Annotated in this window: 16 protein-coding genes; 12 read left to right on the plus strand and 4 right to left on the minus strand. The window is 67.1% G+C overall.

Annotated features, from left to right (window positions below; genetic code table 11):
- Positions 1-210: 210 nt before the first annotated feature.
- The 4 genes from AC6H42_RS28115 (at position 211) to AC6H42_RS28130 (ending at position 2,607) form a co-directional block, all read left to right on the plus strand.
- Positions 211-732, plus strand: coding sequence for a methylated-DNA--[protein]-cysteine S-methyltransferase (locus AC6H42_RS28115; protein WP_497549464.1), 522 nt, complete (start codon positions 211-213; stop codon positions 730-732).
- Positions 708-1,610 (plus strand): site-specific tyrosine recombinase XerD, encoded by a 903-nt coding sequence (xerD, locus tag AC6H42_RS28120; RefSeq protein WP_057154449.1) that lies wholly within the window; start codon positions 708-710, stop codon positions 1,608-1,610. The genes AC6H42_RS28115 and xerD overlap by 25 nt, the downstream gene beginning before the upstream one ends.
- 73 nt (positions 1,611-1,683) lie before the next feature.
- Positions 1,684-1,869 carry a hypothetical protein gene (locus AC6H42_RS28125; protein ID WP_057154450.1) on the plus strand — a complete coding sequence of 62 codons (186 nt, stop codon included), beginning with the start codon at positions 1,684-1,686 and terminating at the stop codon, positions 1,867-1,869.
- Between the two features lie 117 nt (positions 1,870-1,986).
- Positions 1,987-2,607 carry an immunoglobulin domain-containing protein gene (locus AC6H42_RS28130; protein WP_057154451.1) on the plus strand — a complete coding sequence of 207 codons (621 nt, stop codon included), beginning with the start codon at positions 1,987-1,989 and terminating at the stop codon, positions 2,605-2,607.
- Between the two features lie 15 nt (positions 2,608-2,622).
- Here AC6H42_RS28130 and AC6H42_RS28135 read toward each other — a convergent pair whose 3' ends face one another.
- From AC6H42_RS28135 to AC6H42_RS28145, 3 genes are read right to left on the minus strand one after another with little or no spacing between them, the layout of a single operon-like run.
- Positions 2,623-3,447 carry a hypothetical protein gene (locus AC6H42_RS28135; RefSeq protein WP_497549465.1) on the minus strand — a complete coding sequence of 275 codons (825 nt, stop codon included), beginning with the start codon at positions 3,445-3,447 and terminating at the stop codon, positions 2,623-2,625.
- A gap of 13 nt (positions 3,448-3,460) precedes the next feature.
- Entirely contained in the window at positions 3,461-6,589 is a 3,129-nt protein-coding gene (locus tag AC6H42_RS28140) for an efflux RND transporter permease subunit (RefSeq protein WP_497549466.1), read from the minus strand.
- 3 nt (positions 6,590-6,592) lie between these two features.
- Entirely contained in the window at positions 6,593-7,870 is a 1,278-nt protein-coding gene (locus tag AC6H42_RS28145) for an efflux RND transporter periplasmic adaptor subunit (RefSeq protein WP_497549467.1), read from the minus strand.
- Positions 7,871-8,023: 153 nt separating this feature from the next.
- Between AC6H42_RS28145 and AC6H42_RS28150 the strand changes: the two genes are divergently transcribed.
- Entirely contained in the window at positions 8,024-10,702 is a 2,679-nt protein-coding gene (locus AC6H42_RS28150; RefSeq protein ID WP_497549468.1) for a sensor domain-containing protein, read from the plus strand.
- On the opposite strand, the gene AC6H42_RS28155 is transcribed toward AC6H42_RS28150, so the two are convergent.
- A complete protein-coding gene (locus AC6H42_RS28155) occupies positions 10,689-11,648 on the minus strand; it encodes an endonuclease/exonuclease/phosphatase family protein (RefSeq protein WP_497549469.1) in 960 nt (319 codons plus the stop codon). The genes AC6H42_RS28150 and AC6H42_RS28155 overlap by 14 nt on opposite strands.
- Before the next feature lie 36 nt (positions 11,649-11,684).
- Here AC6H42_RS28155 and ybaK point away from each other — a divergent pair, with 36 nt between their 5' ends.
- From ybaK to AC6H42_RS28190, 7 genes are all read left to right on the plus strand, one after another.
- Positions 11,685-12,176: a Cys-tRNA(Pro) deacylase gene (ybaK, locus tag AC6H42_RS28160; protein WP_497549470.1), complete on the plus strand. Its 492-nt coding sequence runs from the start codon at positions 11,685-11,687 to the stop codon at positions 12,174-12,176.
- A 68-nt stretch (positions 12,177-12,244) separates the two neighbouring features.
- Positions 12,245-12,889, plus strand: a complete 645-nt coding sequence (plsY, locus tag AC6H42_RS28165) for a glycerol-3-phosphate 1-O-acyltransferase PlsY (protein ID WP_497549471.1) — start codon at positions 12,245-12,247, stop codon at positions 12,887-12,889.
- A 57-nt stretch (positions 12,890-12,946) separates the two neighbouring features.
- Complete coding sequence (locus tag AC6H42_RS28170; RefSeq protein ID WP_057154459.1) at positions 12,947-13,600, plus strand: DsbA family oxidoreductase; 654 nt, start codon at positions 12,947-12,949, stop codon at positions 13,598-13,600.
- A gap of 103 nt (positions 13,601-13,703) precedes the next feature.
- A complete protein-coding gene (locus tag AC6H42_RS28175) occupies positions 13,704-14,762 on the plus strand; it encodes a diguanylate cyclase (protein WP_057154460.1) in 1,059 nt (352 codons plus the stop codon).
- A gap of 21 nt (positions 14,763-14,783) precedes the next feature.
- Positions 14,784-15,074: a DUF427 domain-containing protein gene (locus AC6H42_RS28180; RefSeq protein WP_057154461.1), complete on the plus strand. Its 291-nt coding sequence runs from the start codon at positions 14,784-14,786 to the stop codon at positions 15,072-15,074.
- On the plus strand, positions 15,074-15,814 hold the full coding sequence (locus AC6H42_RS28185) for an AAA family ATPase (protein ID WP_082551686.1): 741 nt from the start codon (positions 15,074-15,076) through the stop codon (positions 15,812-15,814). Before AC6H42_RS28180 ends, AC6H42_RS28185 begins: the two co-directional genes overlap by 1 nt.
- The gene (locus AC6H42_RS28190) at positions 15,814-17,040 is read left to right on the plus strand and encodes a metal-dependent hydrolase (protein WP_157200867.1); all 1,227 of its coding nucleotides are present in this window, start codon (positions 15,814-15,816) and stop codon (positions 17,038-17,040) included. Before AC6H42_RS28185 ends, AC6H42_RS28190 begins: the two co-directional genes overlap by 1 nt.
- The last annotated feature ends 173 nt before the right edge of the window (positions 17,041-17,213 follow it).

Genomic DNA, 17,213 nt, shown 5'->3' on the forward strand with positions numbered 1-17,213 from the left:
CCTTGAATGCCGCATATACATTGAGGAGACACACGGTTCACAGTATGTCGTTGGAAGATCGCCGAAGGCCGCCACAAGTGTGCTACGTCGACGCCAAACGGCCGGTTCCGTGCAAGCAGGATTGAAAGCGCACTGTTGCAGTGCGCTTTTTTTTTGCCTGCCCCATTTTGGTGGTGTAGTATTGATGCAACATTGTGCCCGACAACTGTGATGAATAAACAACAGAGTAGCCATCTTTTCAATGCCATCGTCGCCACCCCGTTCGGCGCGATGGGCATCCGCACCGGCGGCGCGCTGGTGACCGAACTGGTCTACCTGCCGCCGGACTACGCCGAGAAGGAGGCGCAGGACGCGGTGGCCGCGCTGGCGGCCGAGCAGATCCTGCGCTACTGCGCCGACGCCGACTTCCAGTTCACCTTGCCGCTGGCCAAGGTCGGCAGCGAGTTCCAGCGCCGCGTGTGGGCCGCCATCGGCAGCATTCCGCGCGGCCAGGTGCGCACTTACGGCGAACTGGCCAAATTCCTGGAATCGGCACCGCGCGCCATCGGCCAGGCTTGCGGCCAGAACTGGTTCCCGCTGGCCGTGCCGTGCCACCGCGTGACCGGCGCCAACGGCCTGGGCGGCTTCGCCCACCACGACGACGCCAACGGCTTCCACCTGAACGTCAAGCGCTGGCTGCTGGCGCACGAAGGACACAGCGAGTACGCATGGCAGCAGACAACCTTGCTTTGATCGACGATTTCTGCGACGCGCTGTGGCTGGAGGACGGCCTGGCGAAGAATTCGCTGGACGCCTACCGGCGCGACCTGAAGGCGTTCGCGCACTGGCTGGCGGTGGCGCGCCCGGCCGTGGCCGGCCTGCACGGGGTGGCCACGCACGACATCGACGCCTATTTCAGCGCGCGCCACGAGGACACCAAGGCCAGCACATCCAACCGCCGCCTGTCGGTGCTGAAACGCTATTACCAGTATGCGCTGCGGCAGAAACTGGTGGCGGCCGATCCGTGCCTGAAGCTGGCCTCCGCCAAGCAGGCGCAGCGCTTCGTGCACACGCTCAGCGAGGCGCAGGTGGAAGCGCTGCTGGCCGCGCCCGACGTGCGCACGCCGCTGGGACTGCGCGAGCGCACCATGCTGGAGCTGATGTATGCCAGCGGCCTGCGGGTGTCCGAACTGGTGGCGCTGAAGACGTTCGAGCTAAGCCTGAACGACGGCGTGCTGCGCATCACCGGCAAGGGCGCCAAGACGCGCCTGGTGCCGTTTGGCGGCCAGGCGCGCCAGTGGATAGAGCGCTACATGCACGAGGCGCGCTGGGCCATCCTGGACGGCCAGCAGGACGATGCGCTGTTCGTGACCGCGCGCGGCGGGCCGATGACGCGCCAGATGTTCTGGGTCATCATCAAGAAGCATGCGCAAAAGGCCGGCATCACCTCGCCGCTGTCGCCGCACACCCTGCGCCACGCTTTCGCCACCCACCTGCTGAACCACGGCGCGGACCTGCGCGTGGTGCAGCTGCTGCTGGGCCACTCGGACATCTCCACCACGCAGATTTACACCCATGTGGCGCGCGAGCGCCTGAAGCATTTGCATGCGCAACATCATCCCCGAGGCTGAAAAATTTGCGTCGGCCGCAACTGCGTCATAATGTAGCTGGACGAACACCGTTCGCAACATAGAGAGGTGGCAAATGGCTAAGACAAATTTCCAGTATGAAAAGCGCCAACGAGAGCTGGAGAAGAAGAAAAAGGCCGAGGAGAAGGCGAGGCGCAAGCTGGAAGCAAAGAGCAGGCCTGACGGTGAGCAGGGTAGCGAACAGGATGGCGACGACAGCGCCGGCGACAGCTCCGGGGAAGCGCCCCCCGCACAGGAATGAAGCGGCCGCGCCGTTACGTTTGGTAACAACTTATTGCATAATTTTACACAAGACCGTGTCTGCCCGGCATGGTTGCGGTCCTATACTCTCGCTGACTTTACTCTGCGGGAACTGTATATGAAGAAGAATCTGCTGCAACTGACGGCCTGTGCAATGGCCGCTGCCTTGACCATGTCCCTGGGCGCCTGTGGCGGCGGTGGCGGCGACGGCGAACCCGCGGTGACGGACACGCAGATCGCCATCACCACCCAGCCGGTCGCCGTGACCGTCGTGGCCGGCCAGGAAGCGAGCTTCAGCGTGGTGGCAACGGGCGGCAAGCTGAGCTACCAGTGGCGCAAGGACGGCGTGGCCGTGCCCGGCGTCACCGCCAGCAAATTTACCTTCAGCCCTGCCTATGCCACCCATGCGGGCAGCTACGACGTGGTGGTGACCAACAGCCTCGGCAGCGTGACCAGCACTGCAGCCGTGCTGACAGTGGGCCTGTTGCCGGCCATTACCACCCAGCCGGTGGCGCTGACCGTGGCGGCCGGAAAACCGGCCACCTTCACCGTGGCCGCCTCCGGCACGCCGACGCTGACTTACCAGTGGCGCAAGGCCGGCACCAACATCACGGGCGCCACCGCGGCCAGCTACACCATCGCCAGTGTGGCCAGCGCCGACGCTGCCAGCTACGACGTGGTGATCACCAATACCTACGGCAGCGCCACCAGCGCGGCCGCCGTGCTGACCGTCAACTGACGCCGGCGAGGCGGCTCAGGCCGCCGGCTCATCGGCGTACTGGATGTCGATCAGGGCGTCGTGCGGGTAGGCTTTGTTGCCCAGCGGCGGCGTATAGCTGTTGCCGTCGCTGCTCACCTTCAACGGCACGCGCTGGTCGCCGTAGGTCAGCGTGGCGCTGGCAATGCGGCGCGCTGCCGCCGTGGACAGCTGTATCTTTTCGTGGCTGCACCAGTCGGTGGTCAGCAGCAGCGTGTTGATCACGCCGGTAAAGAAGAATCCAATCTCCTCCTTGGCCGTAGCCACCAGCACCTTGCATTCCAGCCGCAGGTCGCCCAGCCGGCGCATGCCTTCCGGCACGCCCACGCTGTGGATGTCCGGCCGCCAGCGGTAGCTGCCTTTGGGCTTGTTCAGCAACAGATCCGCGTTTTCCTTCCTGGCTTCGTCGCTGCGCGGCAGCGAGAAAGTATGATCGGCCGCGACCGCCAGCGGAATCGAGATGGTGTCGCCGGCAATGCGCATGGCGAGATTTTCCATGTCGGCGGCCTGCGCCGCACTGCGCGGGCGCAGCTTGAAGCGCACTTCCGGCGCGGTGGGCGCCAGTTCGTGGTAGTCGTCGAAGGCGTCCAGCCCGGCGGCCATCACGCGGTAGGTCTTCAGCTCCGGGTTGCGGATGCCGTTGACCACCACGGCGTTCTTGTCCCTGGCCGGTTCGGCCGCAGGCTCGGCGGCGGGTTCGGCAGCAGTCACGGCCACCGCTGCGGCCACCGGTTCCGACGCCGGCGCCGGCTGCGCCAGCAGCGGCAGCGGGGCGGCCAGGGCGGCCAGGGCGGCCAGGGTCACGGATCTTCTTCCAGTCATATCGCTCCAGGGGTCAGGCGGCATCCGCCGTTTTGGTTTGTTCAGCCACGGCTGCCACCGTGGCCGCTTCCTTGCGGCCGCCCAGCCAGCGCGCGCAGCGCTTGCCCAGCGTGTCCAGGTAGGTGTAGGCCACCGGCACCACCACCAGCGTCAGCAGGGTGGAGGTGATGACGCCGCCGATCACGGCGCGGCCCATGGGCGCCTGCGTTTCGCCGCCGTCGCCCAGGCCTATGGCCATCGGCAACATGCCGAAGATCATCGCCAGGGTGGTCATCATGATGGGGCGCAGGCGCACCTGGCCGGCTTGCATGATGGCTGCGCGCTGGCCCAGGCCTTCCTGCTGGCCGTGGTTGGTAAAGTCCACCAGCAAAATCGCGTTCTTGGTCACCAGGCCCATCAGCATGATGAAACCGATCACCGAGAAGATGTTCAAGGTGCTGCCGGTAATGAGCAGCGCCAGCAGCACGCCGATCAGCGACAGCGGCAGCGACGTCATGATGGCCACCGGCTGCAGGAAGCTGCCGAACTGCGAAGCCAGCACCAGGTAGATGAAGATCACCGCCACGCCCAGCGCCGTCATGGCGCCGCTCATGGTTTCGGCCATCTCCTGCGCGTTGCCGGCCACGTCGAAGCGTACCCCGGCCGGCAGCACGATGGTCTTCATGGCCTTTTGCACGTCGGCGTCCACGTCGCCGCCGGGACGGCCTTCCACGCCGGCGTACACCGCCACCCGGCGCTGCAGTGCCTGGCGCTTCAGTACCTGCGGGCTGGACGAGGGGATGAATTCCACCACCTGGCGCAGCGGCACCATGCGCGGCGTGCCGTCGGCGTTGGTTTTGCTGGACGCGATCGACAGGTCGGCCAGGTCCATCACGCGCTGGCGGCCCGACTTCGGCAGCTGCACGTTGACTTCGTAGTTCTGGCCGTCCGAGGCCAGCCAGTGGCTGACCTTCTCGCCGGCCACGAAGGGCCGCAAGGCGGCGCCGATCTGCTGCACCGACAGGCCCAGGTCGCTGGCCAGTTCCTGGTTGATCTTGATCATGGTGGACGGGTTGGCGCCCTCCTGGCTGTATTCCAGGTCGGCCACGCCCTTGATCTTGCGCATCTTGTCCATCAGCTCGCGCGCCACGGCGTCCAGCTTGGCCTCGTCGGTGCCCAGGATGGCGATGAAGATCGGCTTCTGGCCCACCGACAGCTGGATGCCGGCAATCGGCGCCAGCCGTTCGCGGATGGCTTTTTCCAGCGCCTTCTGCGAGCGGCGGTGGGTCTTCTTCACGTCCGTCAGCTTCAGGTTCACCTCGGCCGAGTTGCGGCCGTCGCGCGTGCCCACGTTGGACAGGATGCTGTCGATTTCCTTGAACGGCGCCAGCGCCGCTTCCACCTGCTTGACCTTGTCGTTGGTGTATTCCAGGCTGGAGCCGACCGGGGTCTTGAAGCGCATGTTGACCCAGCCCTCATCGGTTTCCGGGAACATCTCGCCGCCTATCATCGGCACCAGCAGCAGGCTGCCAGCGAAGATGGCGGCGGTCACCGCCAGCGTGGTCTTGCGCCAGTCCAGCGCCACCGCCAGCACCTTGCCGTACACCACGTGCAGGCTGTCCACGCCGCGCTCGACGAAGTCCATGAAGCGGCCCAGCCACGGCAGGTACTTGAAGCGGTCCTGCTCCGGATCCGGCCATACCGACGACAGCATCGGGTCCAGCGTGAAGGAGACGAACAGCGACACCAGCACGGCCACCGCCACGGTGATGCCGAACTGCAGGAAGAAGCGGCCGATGATGCCGTCCATGAAGGCCACCGGGATGAACACGGCCACGATGGCGAAGGTGGTGGCCATGACGGCCAGGCCGATCTCGTTGGTGCCGTCCTCGGCCGCCTGGTGGTGGTCCTTGCCCATGCCGAAGTGGCGCACGATGTTTTCGCGCACCACGATGGCGTCGTCGATCAGCAGGCCGATGCACAGCGACAGCGCCATCAAGGTCAGGAAGTTCAAGGTGAAGCCGAAGGCCTGCATGGCGATGAAGCTGGCCATGACGGAGATGGGCAGGGTCAGGCCGGTGATGATGGTCGAGCGCCAGGACTTCAGGAAGAAGAACACGATCACCATGGTCAGCACGGCGCCTTCGATGATGGTGCGCTTCACGTTGTCGAGCTGGCTTTGCACGCGCTCGGACTGCGAATCGAGGATGTGCAGCCGGATCCCGGCCGGCAGCGTCTGCTGCAGCGCCTCGGCGGCCTTGCGCACGCCTTCGCCCACCACCACCACATTGGCGTCCTGCACCTTGGTCACTTCCAGCGAGATGCCGGGCTTGCCGTCGATGCGCGAATACGATTGCGCCTCTTCCTCGCCGTCGACCACGCTGGCCACCTGGTCCAGGTAGACCGGGCCGTTGGCGCGGCGCGCCACGATGATCTTGTTGAACTCGCGCGCGTCCTTGATCTTGCCTTCCACCCGCACCAGCTGTTCGGTGACGGACTGGCTGATGTTGCCGGCAGGCAGATTGGCGTTGGTGGTCTGGATCGCGCGGATCACCTCGTCCACGCCGATGCCCTGCGCCGTCATCTCGTTGGGCTTCAGGCTGATCAGCACCTGGCGCTTGGTGGTGCCCAGCACGCGCACCTGGCCCACGCCGGCCACGTTCTGGAAGCGCTTGGTGATGATCTGGTCGGTCATGGTGGACAGCTCGCGCAGGCTGTGCTTGTCCGAGCTGAGCGACAGCGTCACCACCGGGCGCTCATTGTCGCCTTCCTCGCGCGCGATGAAGGGGTCCTTGGCTTCCTTGGGGAAGCGCGGACGCACCAGCGCCACCTTGTCGCGCAGTTCCTGCATCGCGCGGTCCATATTGGTGGACAGCTGGAATTCCAGGTAGATGCCGGCCCGGCCTTCCCACGAGTTGGCGCGGATGGTCTTCACGCCGCTGACGGTGTTGACGATGTCTTCCACCGGCCGCGTGATGTCGTTCTCCACCGCTTCCGGCGAAGCGCCCGGGTATTCGATCTCGATGGCGGCGAACGGCAGCTGCACATTGGGCATGGATTCCACGCCCAGGCGCTGGTAGGCGAACAGGCCCAGCACCATCAGCGCCACCATGACCATGGTGGCGAACACCGGATTTTTAATGCTGACTTTGGTGATCCACATGGCTCAGCTCCGCTGGCCCGGCACGCTGGCCTTGGCCGTGGCGGACGCCGCCGGGGCGGCGGCCGGCGCGGCCAGCTTGACCCGGGCGCCCGGTTTCACCGCGTCCAGCTTGGCCACGATCACCTGCGCCCCCGGCTGCAGGCCCGCGGTCACTTCGGCGTAGCCGGTGTCCTCGTTGCGCAGGCCCAGCGTCACCGGCTGCGCCACCACCTTGCCCTGGTCCACCTTGTACACCACCTGGCGGCCGCCGTCGCTGCGCAGCGCGTCCACCGGCACCAGCGGCATGACGGCCGAGCGCTCGGTGACGATATTGCCCTTGGCGAACATGCCGCCCAGCAGGGCGCCGTCCTTGTTCGGCACCGAAATGTAGACCAGCATGGCGCGCGAGCCCGGCTCGGCGGTCGGATTGATGCGCGCCACCTTGCCGTGGAATTCGCGCGGCTGGCCATTGACTGTGAAGCCATCGACCCGGAAGGCCACTTCCTGGCCCGCTTTCACGCGCGGGATCTCCGAGGTCGGCACTTGCGCCTCCAGGGTCAGCTCGTCCAGGTTGACGATGGTGTAGACGGGCATGTCAGGCGCGACTTTCTCGCCCGCCTGCACATGGCGTTTGGAAACGACCCCACTCATCGGCGCGCGGATCACGCTGTCGTTCAGCGCAATGCGGGCCATGTCCACCATGGCGCTGGCCGATTTCACGTTGGCCCGCGCCAGTTCCACGCCGTTGGCGGTGGTGTCGTAGGAAGTCGAGGAAATGTAGTTTTGCTTGAGCAGGGCCTGGCTGTTGGCGTGGTTGCGGCTGGCCAGGGCCAGCTTGGCCTGCGCCTCGTCCAGCACGGCTTGCTGCTGCGTCAGGCGGGCCTGCAGGTCGGCCTGGTCCAGCCGCGCCAGCAGCTGGCCCCGGGTCACCGCCATGCCTTCGCGCACCGTGGTTTCCCGCACTTCGCCCGAGACCTTGGCCTTGATGGTGGCCTGGCTGATGGGGGCCAGCGATCCGGACAGTGGCAGGCTGAGCGACAGCGCGCGCGCATCGATGGCGGCCACGTCGGCGGCGGCCAGCTCGTACACGTCCGGGCCCTTGGGTTTCTTGTCGGCGGCGCTGTCGGCCGCTGCCGTTGCCGCCGGCGCCTGGCTGCGCGATTGCATGACGCTCCAGCCGCCGCCGGCCACGGCCAGCACGATCAGGGCCACCGCCGGCGCGCGCCAGCGTTTGCCCGCCTGCTGGGCGGGTTTGGCGGCGTGGTCTGGCTGGGAGGGCAGGGGCAAGGTCTCTATTTTCATGTTGTTTCTCTGGGAGGCCATTTTTGGATGTTGCCACTGTAGGGAATTTCAAGAGGCCGCACCACGCCGGTGCGACAAAGCGGTGAAAAGAGCGGCTGAACTGCAAAAAGGCGGGATGGAAGGTGCCGCACGGTATCGTCGCAGGGCGCACCTTTGACGCAGCGCAATGCCTGCGTCACGGACCGGGTGAAGATGGATGGAACGCCCCCAGCGGGCACAACCCGCAGCGAGGCCAATGTGGAGCCGCAAGCACCGAACAACGCGCCGGCCCCGGCCGTGCCTGAGCCGGCCAGGCCCGGTCCGCCCTCCAGTCCGCCCTCCAGTCCGCCCTCCAGTCCCCCGGCCGGGGCTCCTGCCGGTGGCGCGGCCGCCGGTCCGGCCCATCCCGCGGCCGCGGCCGCCGGCGCGGTCCCGGTGCCGGACGCGCTGGAACTGATTTCCCGCCTGATCGACACCGTGGAGCCGTCCCAGCTGGTGGCCGTGCATTGCATCGACGATGCGGGCAATGTGGTGTTCTGGAACAACAGCTGCGCCGAGTTGTACGGCATTCCGGCCGAGGGCGCGCTGGGCCGGCCGCTGGCCAGGCTGCTCAGCTACGAGCGCGCGGACCAGCGCGCGCAGGCGCTGGCGGACGCCTGGCGCAGCGGACGCACCAAGCCGGCGCGGGACTGGCAGGTCAGCACGGCCGGCGGACGCCGGCTGTGGGTCAGTTCCACCCTGTTTCCGGTGGCGCAGGACGGCGTGGTGCGGCAATTGTTCTGCGTGGACGCCGACATCACCGCGCGCCGCCTGGAGGACGAGGCGCTGCGCGCGGCCGGTGTCAATTTCCTGCAGATGTACATGCGTTCGAGCGACGCCATCCTGATGCTGCAGGGCGAGCGCATCACCGACCTGAACCCGGCCGCGCTGGCGCTGTTCAAGTGCCGCAACCGGGAGGACATCGTGGGCCGGCGCCTGCGCGACTTTTCCAAGCAGCAGCCGTCGCCGGCCGGCACGCCGCCGCTGCCCGGCATGGAGGACTACGGCCACAGCGACGGCAGCCTGCGCTACGACTGGCGCTTCGTCAACTGCAGCGGCGAGGCGTTCTGGGCCGAAGTGCTGATGACCTCGATTTCCCTGGACCACGGCTACCTGTTCTACGTGGTGGTGCGCGACATCGGCGCCCGCAAGCAGGCCGAGCGCACGCTGCACCTGGCGGCCCAGGTGTTCGAGAACTGCCGCGACGCCATCGTGCTGACCGACCGCCACCGCGCCATCATCGCCATCAACCGCTCGTTTACGCTGATTACCGGTTATGCGGCCGAGGACATGCTGGGGCGGCCGCTGCGCTTTCACCACGGCGGCGTGGCGCCGGACGACTTCCAGCGCCAGGTGTGGCAGGAAATGGACGCCACCGGCCACTGGCAGGGCGAAGTGAGCTGCCGCCGCAAGAGCGGCGAACTGTTCCCCGGCTGGCTGTCGCTGACCACCATCCGCGACAGCGCCGACCAGGTCAGCAACTACATGGGCATGCTGTCCGATATCACCGACCGCAAGCGCAGCGAAGACCACACGCGCCACCTGGCCGAGCACGATTACCTGACCGACCTGCCGAACCGGGTGCTGCTGCTGGACCGGCTCAGCCTGGCGCTGGCGTCGGCGCGCCGCAACCACACCATGCTGGCCATCCTGTTCATCGACCTGGACCGCTTCAAGGACGTCAACGATACGCTGGGCCACCAGGTGGGCGACGAGCTGCTCAAGGAGATCGCCGCGCGGCTGGTGAAGTGCGTGCGCGGCGCCGACACCGTGAGCCGCCAGGGAGGCGACGAATTTCTCATCATCCTGGCCGACATCGGCGGCGTGGACCAGGCCGCGCACGTGGCCGGCAGCGTACTGAGCGCCATCGGCCAGCCCTTCCAGCTGGGGCCGCACGCGCTGCACGTGTCCGGCTCGATCGGCATCAGCCTCTACCCCAACGACGGCGACGGCATCGAGCAATTGATCAACAACGCGGACGTGGCCATGTACCACGCCAAGGAGAGCGGGCGCAACGGCTTCCAGTTCTTCAACGCCGAGATGCACGCCCAGATCGCCGAGCGCGTGCAGATGGAAAACGGCTTGCGCCAGGCGCTGCGCACGCAGCAGTTCGAACTGGCCTTCCACGCCGAGCTGGACATCGCCAGCGGGGCGCCGGTGGGGGTCGAAGCGCTGCTGCGCTGGCGCCACCCCGAGCTGGGCCTGCTGCGCCCGGAGCGCTTCATGTCGGCCGCGGAGGACGCCGGCTTGATGATCCCCATCGGCAACTGGGTGCTGCAGCAGGCTTGCCGCAGCGCGCAGCGCTGGCGCCAGGCGGGGTTCAGCCTGGTGGTGGCGGTCAACCTGTCGGCGGCGCAGTTCGCGCAGAAGGGCCTGCTGGCCAGCGTGCGCGACGCGCTGGCGGCGTCCGGCCTGGACCCGTCCTGCCTGGAACTGGAGCTGACCGAGGCCATCATCATGAAGGGCGGCAACGCCGCGCAGGACACGCTGCAGGCGCTGCACGGCCTGGGCGTGCGCTTGACGATAGACGACTTCGGCACCGGCTATTCGCGGCTGGGCTATCTGAAGGACTATCCGGTGGACAAGCTGAAGATCGACCGGTCCTTCGTCCATACGCTGGACGGCAACACGGCAGTCATCACCGCCATCGTGGCCATGGCGCGCAGCCTGGACATGGTGGCCATCGCGGAAGGGGTGGAAACGCGCGAGCAGCTCAACTTCCTGCGCAGCGTGGGCTGCCACCAGTACCAGGGCTACCTGGCCGACGCGCAAGTGCGGGCCAGCGCGCTGGGGCCGCTGCTTACTTCAGCCTGAGCCGCACCAGCACCTGGCCGTGGTCCGAGGTCTCGGGCCGCTGCTGGCTCAGGTGGTCGTTCATGTACGCCACGTCGTACACCGCGCCGATGGCGCGCGGCGAATCCGGGTGGAATTCCTCCGACACCAGCACATGGTCGATGGTGCTGTAATGCCCCTCGTGCACGGTGGTGTAGCCCACTTGCCGCAAATGGTCCTGGCGCAGCTGGATCTGGGCGCAGTCGAACATGCGCCCGCGCAGCGCTTCGCCCGGTTCGCAGGACGGGTTAGCGCCCAGCACGATGGTGGTGGTGACGGCGTCGGCCGTGTCGTTGAAGTCGCCCATGACGATGCACGGGCGCTTGCCGTCCTTCATCACCTTGCTCAGCAGCACACGCAGCGCCACCGCCTCGGTGCCGCGCCACACCAGCGAGCGCAGGTTGGCCAGTGCGAAGTGCAGCGGGTCCTCGCCGCAGTCGTCGCGCCGGTAGTCGGGGCGGCGCGACTTCAGGTGCACCACCACCACGTCCACCACGGTCTCGTTGCTCAGCACCACCTGCGCGTGCAGCGGCGCGCGCGCGAAGCGGTCGGCATCGGGATTGCCGGAGTCGGACACCACGCCTTGCGGAAACTCGGCGTACACCGCGGGCGGCCCCGCCAGCGGCAGGCGCGACACCAGCGCCACGTTGGGCGTCAGGCGGGTGGCGTGCGGGTCCGGGTCGAAGCCGGCGTGGATGGCGTCCTGGTACTTGCGGGTGCGCGACAGCACGTCGCGCAGCGCGGCCTGCGAAAAGATCTCCTGGAAAGCGACCACGTCGGCGTCGAGCTGGTCCAGCTGCTGCGCGGTCCACGCCGCCTTGGCCTCGTATTCCTGTTCAGAAAGCGGCGGCAGGTTATCGTACAATTGAGCGCCCGGCGGGGCGAGATTGCAGACATTAAACGTCGCGAAGCGAATTTCTTCCCGCATAACGAAACTCCTATTGAACGGTTAGCGTATCACGGCATGGCCAAAAAAGAGCATATTTCGGAAACCCCGGCGACCCAGATGCTGCGCAAGCACAAGGTGGCGTTCTCCGAACACCCTTATGACTACCAGGAACACGGCGGCACCACGGTGTCGGCGCGCGAGCTTGGCGTGGACGAGCACGCCGTCGTCAAGACGCTGGTGATGCAGGACGAAGCGGCCAGGCCCCTGATCGTGCTGATGCATGGCGACTGCAAGGTGTCGACCAAGAACCTGGCGCGCGGCATCGGCTGCAAGTCGGTCGAGCCGTGCAAGCCGGAGGTGGCGCAGCGCCATTCCGGCTACCTGGTGGGCGGCACCTCGCCGTTCGGCACCAAGAAAGCCTTGCCGGTCTATGTGGAGGAATCCATCCTGGCGCTGGAGACGATTTACATCAATGGCGGACGGCGCGGCTACCTGGTCGGCATCCGGCCGCAGGTGCTGCTGGACTTGATCGCGGCCAGACCCGTGCATTGCGCACTGGCTGACTGACGGCCGCTTGTTGTATAGTCGTCAGCCGCGCCGCAGTGGCCGGCGAAAATAGAACAAGAAGGATAGCTATGAATACAGCACTGATGACAGTGGCGATGGCCGTGGGCGCCTACCTGCTGGGCTCGATCTCGTTTGCCGTGGTGGCGAGCAGACTGTTCGGCATTGCCGATCCGCGCACCTACGGTTCCAAGAACCCGGGGGCGACCAACGTGTTGCGCAGCGGTAACAAAAAAGCCGCCATTGCCACCCTGATCGGCGACGCCGCCAAGGGCTGGCTGGCGGTATGGCTGGCGGTGCGCTACCAGGAACAGCTGGGCGTGGGCGACGTCGCCATCGCGCTGGTGGCCATTGCCGTGTTCCTGGGCCACTTGTGGCCGGTCTTCTTCCGCTTCGTGGGCGGCAAGGGCGTGGCGACCGCCGCCGGCGTGCTGCTGGGCCTGAATGTCTGGCTGGGCCTGGCGACCCTGGCCACCTGGCTGGTGGTCGCTTATGCCTTCCGCTACTCGTCGCTGGCCGCGCTGGCCGCCGCCGTGTTCGCGCCGTTCTACTATGGCTTGCTGTTCGGCATCGACGCCATTTTGCTGGCGGTCGCGGCCATGAGCATGCTGCTGCTGTTCCGCCACAGCGCCAACATCTCCAACCTGATGGCCGGCAAGGAAAGCCGCATCGGCAGCAAGAGCGCCGGCGCGGCCAAGGCGGCGAAAAAGAAGTAAGCGTTGAAATAGGCCGTGGCGGCCCCATCTTGCAGGGATTCACTCTGCGAGGCCGCCATGACCACCCCCATCAAAATCGATTTCGTTTCCGACGTTTCCTGCCCCTGGTGCGCCGTGGGCCTGAACGCGCTGGAAACCGCGCTGAAGAACATCGGCGCCGAGGCGGCCCCCGCGCTGCACTTCCAGCCCTTCGAACTGAACCCCAACATGGGGCCGCAAGGGCAGGACATCACCGAACACATCACCCAGAAATACGGCGCCACGCCGGAGCAGCAGGAACAGTCGCGCGCCATGATACGCCAGCGCGGCGCCGAGGTCGGCTTCGACTTTGCGATGGGCAAGCGCAGCCGCATCTATAACACCTTCGACGCGCACCGCCTGCTGCACTGGGCCGGCGAGCAGGGCGGGGGCAAGCAGCGCGCGCTGAAGCACGCCCTGTTTACCGCCTACTTCACCGAAGGCGAAGACCCGAGCGCGCACGCGGTGCTGCAGGCGGCCGCCGTCAAGGCCGGGCTGGATGCGCAAGGCGCGGCGGCCGTGCTGGCCTCGGACCGCTACGCTGCGGACGTGCGCGCCGCCGAGCAGTTCTACCAGGGCCAGGGCATCAGCTCGGTGCCGGCCGTCATCATCAACGACCGCCACCTGATCTCGGGCGGCCAGCCGGCCGAGCTGTTCGAGCGCGCGCTGCGCCAGATCATGGCCGGCGGCTGAGCCCTGCCGATTTGCTGCCGGCGCGGGCTTGCGCTAAACTTGTCTATGTAGCACCGAAGCTTATACACTAGACAAGCGCAACGACGCTACGAAGGGAAGGTTCATGCTGGCTGCAGAGAATATACATCCGTTGGGCGCCCATCCGTTCAGCTGCGCAATCCCGCCGGACGACAGCCGCCGCGTGGCGGCGCTGCAGCGCTACCACGCGCTGCACATGCCGGGCTGCGAAGAACTCGCCTTCCTCGCCGAGCTTGCCGCGCAGCTGTGCGGCGTGCCTTACGCCCAGGTCACCCTGGTGGACGCCGAGCATGCCTGGATCCTGGCCGCCAGCGGCATGCCCACCGATACGCTGCCGCGCGGGCAAAGCTATTGCTCGCTGGCCGTGCTGGGGCAGCAGGCCACTGAAATCGAAGACCTGAGCGCCGACCCGCGCACTGCCCGCATGCCGCTGACGCAGGCAGCGCCCCGTCTGCGCATGTACAGCAGCGCCGCGCTCATCACGCCGGACGGCTACGCCATCGGCGCCCTGAGCGTGATGGACGTCAAGCCGGGCCGGCTGGACCACGCCCAGGCGCGCAGCCTGCGCCGCCTGGCCGCCCAGGCCATGGCGCTGCTGGAGGCGCGCGCCGCCCGCTGCGCGCTGCAGGCGGCCCAGGCCCAGCTGGCAGAGCTGGCCACCACCGATGAACTGACCGGCCTGCACAACCGGCGCGCGCTGCTGGGCAAGCTGAGTTTCGAAGTGGCGCGCACGCGCCGCTTCCGCACCCCGCTGTCGGCGCTGCTGATCGACCTGGATGGCTTCAAGGCCGTCAATGAACGCCATGGGCACGAGGCGGGCGACCTGGTGTTGGCCAATGTTGGCCGCCTGGTGCGCGAAAACGTGCGCGTCATCGACCTGGCCGGGCGCTACGGCGGCCAGGAAATCTGCGTGCTGCTGCCGAACACGCCGAAGGAGGGCGCGCTCAAGCTCGCCGACAACCTGCGCGGCAAGATCGCCGCGCAGATCCACCGCGAAGCCGGGCGCCTGCTGCCGGTCACGGCCAGTATCGGCGTCGGCTCGTTCAACCACATGGACATCAACGACGGCGACAGCCTGCTGCGCGCGGCCGAACAGGCGCTGGCACGCGCCAAGGCCAACGGGCGCGACCGGGTGGAAAGCTGATTCAGTTCACAGGAGGCAGCCATGCCTAAAGCAATCTGGAACGGCGAAGTGATCGCCGAAGCGAACGACGACGAAGTGCAGATCGTCGAGAACAACGTCTATTTCCCGATCGGGAAAGTGAACGAAGAGTACCTGCAGGACAGCGTGCACACCACCACCTGCCCGTGGAAAGGCACGGCCAACTACTACCACCTGGTGGTGGACGGCAAGGTCAACGAGGACGCCGCCTGGTTCTACCGCCACCCGTCCGACAAGGCGCAGCACATCAAGGACCACATCGCCTTCTGGCACGGCGTCGAGGTGCAGCGCTAGTGCGCGGACTGCAAGCCAAGCCCTACCTGCAAAGCGTCAGCGCCGCGTACGGGCCCGGCGTCGACCTGGCGCTGTTCCCCTACTGCGTGCCGGCCGTGCGCGAGCTGCGCGAACTGGCATTCCACGCCGACGTCACCTTCTTCGTCGGCGAGAACGGCAGCGGCAAATCGACACTGCTGGAAGCGCTGGCGCTGGCGCTGGGCTTCGGCATCGAAGGCGGCACCATCCACAACACCCTGCTCAACACCGCGCGCGCCGGCTCCACGCTGCAGGACCAGCTCAGGCTCTCGCGCAGTTTCCGCCGCCCGCGCGACGGCTACTTCCTGCGCGCCGAGAGCTTCTACAACGTCGCCACCTACATCGACGACATGCCCGGTGCCACCGGCTACGGTAACCGCAAACTGCACTCGCGCTCGCACGGCGAAGCGTTCATGACCGTCTTGCTGGAAAAATTCCGGGGACAGGGGCTGTACCTGCTGGACGAGCCGGAAGCGGCGCTGTCGCCCAATCGCCAGCTGGCCGCGCTGTCGGCCATCCACCAGCTGGTGCAGCAAGCGTCGCAGTTCATCATCGTCACCCACTCGCCTATCCTGCTGGCCTACCCGAACGCGAAGATCTACTGCTTCGACGCCAGCGGCATCACCGAGATGGCGTACGAGGACACCGAACACTACGCCGTCACGCGCGATTTCCTCAACCACTACCCGCGCCGCCTCGAGCAGCTTTTCGCAGAAGATTAATGGACAACATCACCCACACCGTCGTCGGCCTGGGCGTCGGCGAACTGGTGCAGCGCAGCCTGCCCGCCGAGCCGGACGAGGCGGGCCAGCGCACCCGCCACCGCCTCTTGCTCACCGCGTGCGCCGCGGCCAGCAATTTTCCCGATCTGGACCTGTTGCTGACCAAGCTGCTGCCCGATCCGCTCGGCTACCTGCTGCACCATCGCGGCCACACCCACACCCTGCTGTACGAAGTGCCGCAGGCGCTGCTGCTGGTGGCGCTGCTGTGGCTGCTTTGGCCGAACGCGCGCGCGCTGCTGCGGCGCAGCCATCAGGCCCGCGCCGGGCTGGCGGCGGCGGTGGTGCTCGGCTTCCTGCTGCACATCGGCATGGACTTCCTCAACTCCTACGGCGTGCACCCGTTTTACCCGTTCGACGGGCGCTGGTTCTACGGCGACATGATCTTCATAGTCGAACCCGTGTTCTGGGTCGCGTTCGGCGTGCCGCTGATCATGGCGGTGGGCTGGCCGTGGCTGCGCTGGCTGCTGCTGGCGGGGCTGGCTGGCGTGCTGTGCTATTTCACTGCGCGCGGCTTCCTGGGCGCGGTCTCGCTGGCCGGCCTGCTGGCGCTGGGCGCCGGGCTGGCCGTGCTGAAGGCCGCGCGGCGCCGCAGCCGGCGCGCCATGGCGCTGGCGCTGCTGCTGTGCGCCGGCTTTGTCGCCGCGCAAGGCGTGGCCAGCACGGTCGGGCGCCAGCGGGTGCTGGCAGCGCTGCAGGCAGCCGATCCGCAATCGCGCATTCACGACGTGGCCATGACCGCCTTCCCGGCGCAGCCGCTGTGCTGGGTCTTCGTATCGATCGAAGCCGACGCAGCGGCCGACCGCTACCGCCTGCGGCGCGGGCTGATCAGCCTGGCGCCGGACTGGCTGCCGCCGCAGCAATGCCCGTCCGGCCTGCTCGACCCGCCGCCGCACAGCGCCGCCGTGCCCGGCATCGACCTGTACGGCCAGGTAAGCGGCAGCCTGGCCGGCCTGCGCGCCCAGAACGGCGGCAACTGCTGGCTGGCGGCCTGGCTGCGCTTCGCGCGCATGCCCGCCATCGTGGACGGCGTCGCCACCGACATGCGCTTCGCCACCACCCCGCGCGGCAACTTCACCGCGCTCGACCTGGCCGCCACTGCCGGCCGCGCCTGTCCCGCCGACATCCCCGCCTGGACCCCGCCCCGCGCCGGCCTGCTCGCCCCCTGACCCATCACCCGCCCGGCAGCCTGAGCCGCATTTTGCCAAAACCAGGGGTCTGACCCCGATTTTAGGCAAAATGCGGCTCAGCTTGCTTTAGCTATGTGGGGCGGTGAAATGACGGGGAAATTGATGGCGCAAAACGGTGGGGGTTCGTCATTTTAGGCAAGCGGCGGCTCTCG

Source organism: Massilia sp. NBRC 108631 (assembly GCF_059704565.1).

Coding starts and splice junctions, on each gene's coding strand:
- AC6H42_RS28140 (WP_497549466.1), bottom strand. CDS start 6,589: ATGTGGATCACCAAAGTCAGCATTAAAAATCCGGTGTTCGCCACCATG.
- AC6H42_RS28190 (WP_157200867.1), top strand. CDS start 15,814: ATGGACAACATCACCCACACCGTCGTCGGCCTGGGCGTCGGCGAACTG.
- AC6H42_RS28175 (WP_057154460.1), top strand. CDS start 13,704: ATGCTGGCTGCAGAGAATATACATCCGTTGGGCGCCCATCCGTTCAGC.
- AC6H42_RS28155 (WP_497549469.1), bottom strand. CDS start 11,648: ATGCGGGAAGAAATTCGCTTCGCGACGTTTAATGTCTGCAATCTCGCC.
- AC6H42_RS28125 (WP_057154450.1), top strand. CDS start 1,684: ATGGCTAAGACAAATTTCCAGTATGAAAAGCGCCAACGAGAGCTGGAG.
- xerD (WP_057154449.1), top strand. CDS start 708: ATGGCAGCAGACAACCTTGCTTTGATCGACGATTTCTGCGACGCGCTG.
- AC6H42_RS28170 (WP_057154459.1), top strand. CDS start 12,947: ATGACCACCCCCATCAAAATCGATTTCGTTTCCGACGTTTCCTGCCCC.
- AC6H42_RS28115 (WP_497549464.1), top strand. CDS start 211: ATGAATAAACAACAGAGTAGCCATCTTTTCAATGCCATCGTCGCCACC.
- AC6H42_RS28135 (WP_497549465.1), bottom strand. CDS start 3,447: ATGACTGGAAGAAGATCCGTGACCCTGGCCGCCCTGGCCGCCCTGGCC.
- AC6H42_RS28180 (WP_057154461.1), top strand. CDS start 14,784: ATGCCTAAAGCAATCTGGAACGGCGAAGTGATCGCCGAAGCGAACGAC.
- AC6H42_RS28130 (WP_057154451.1), top strand. CDS start 1,987: ATGAAGAAGAATCTGCTGCAACTGACGGCCTGTGCAATGGCCGCTGCC.
- AC6H42_RS28145 (WP_497549467.1), bottom strand. CDS start 7,870: ATGAAAATAGAGACCTTGCCCCTGCCCTCCCAGCCAGACCACGCCGCC.
- plsY (WP_497549471.1), top strand. CDS start 12,245: ATGAATACAGCACTGATGACAGTGGCGATGGCCGTGGGCGCCTACCTG.
- ybaK (WP_497549470.1), top strand. CDS start 11,685: ATGGCCAAAAAAGAGCATATTTCGGAAACCCCGGCGACCCAGATGCTG.